Genomic DNA, 277 nt, shown 5'->3' with positions numbered 1-277 from the left:
ACCTGGAACTGTGCTTCCCGGAAAAGTCTGCCAAAGAGCGTAAACATTTGCTCAAGGAAAACTTCGCGTCCACCGGCATCGCCTTCTTCGAGATGGCCATGAGCTGGTGGTGGTCCAAGCCGCGCCTGGCGCGCCTGGCCCATGTCGAAGGGCTGGAGCACCTCAAGCAGGCGCAACTGGAAGGCAAGGGCGTGATCCTGATGGCCCTGCATTTCACCACCCTGGAAATCGGCGCCGCCTTGCTCGGGCAGAAGCACACCATCGATGGCATGTACCG

The 277-nt window shown here is 60.3% G+C and carries 1 pseudogene; it reads left to right on the top strand.

The features are described from left to right. Window positions 1-277, top strand: a pseudogene (locus tag FJ988_RS30540) (hypothetical protein); the annotation flags it as partial.

Source organism: Mesorhizobium sp. CU3 (assembly GCF_006442965.1).
In the GTDB taxonomy this organism is placed as follows: domain Bacteria; phylum Pseudomonadota; class Alphaproteobacteria; order Rhizobiales; family Rhizobiaceae; genus Mesorhizobium.
Note: the sequence above shows the minus strand (reverse complement) of the source record. Positions and strands in the feature narration are given on the sequence as shown.